At 43.3% G+C, this 656-nt stretch carries 1 protein-coding gene; it reads right to left on the bottom strand.

What is annotated here, in order from left to right; translation table 11 throughout:
* A partial coding sequence (locus BEG40_RS21525; protein ID WP_105286079.1) for a hypothetical protein occupies positions 1-470 on the bottom strand: 470 nt, incomplete at its 3' end.
* Positions 471-656 lie beyond the last annotated feature (186 nt).

Raw genomic sequence — 656 nt, 5'->3', positions numbered from 1 at the left:
GCATATTTGATCTGTAATGTGTCGGTGTAATCAAATTTAATAAGCGCGTTACTTCCACGCTTGCTGTATGACATAAGGCAGTTACCCATTTTGAGGTATCCGCTGTCACCGGGAAAAATCATCGTACCGCCATAAAGGTTGGTAAAGTCCCAGCAAATGTTTGTCCCGTTATCGTTCAGGTTAAGGCGCGCCATTGCGTTACCTGGACTGTCTATCCATTTTTTGAGGTATAGTTCGCAATACGCATCCTCAACACCTGCCGTCCTGTGAGTTGAGCGGAGTTTTCTCCCAAATATAGCTCCGCTAGTTGGCAATACTTGCTGATACCATGAAGCAGACCAGTCACCAACGGTTTCATCTTTGCTGTCTACATATGATTTTGTTGCGTAGCTTCCTTGATCGTTTTTTAATTTGCTAACGTCGGATTTTAGCGTTTTGATGTCATCAGGAATTACTGTCGATGTAGCCATTTTTCTTCCTCACATCCAGCCACGAAGTTGATGCTCAACAGCAACCACGTATTCATCGAATATTGACGGTGTTTTCACATCATTAATGATGCGCACGTTTACAAAATATTCGTCTTCCTTAACACATACCGGTTCGCCATCTTCAGTCAGTTCTCCGGTTTCTTTGTACACGTTACCTATCACGTC

The organism is Escherichia sp. MOD1-EC5495 (genome assembly GCF_002965965.1).
GTDB lineage: Bacteria > Pseudomonadota > Gammaproteobacteria > Enterobacterales > Enterobacteriaceae > Escherichia > Escherichia ruysiae.
The sequence above is the reverse complement of the archived record's forward strand: the minus strand, read 5'-3'. Positions and strand labels throughout refer to the sequence as shown.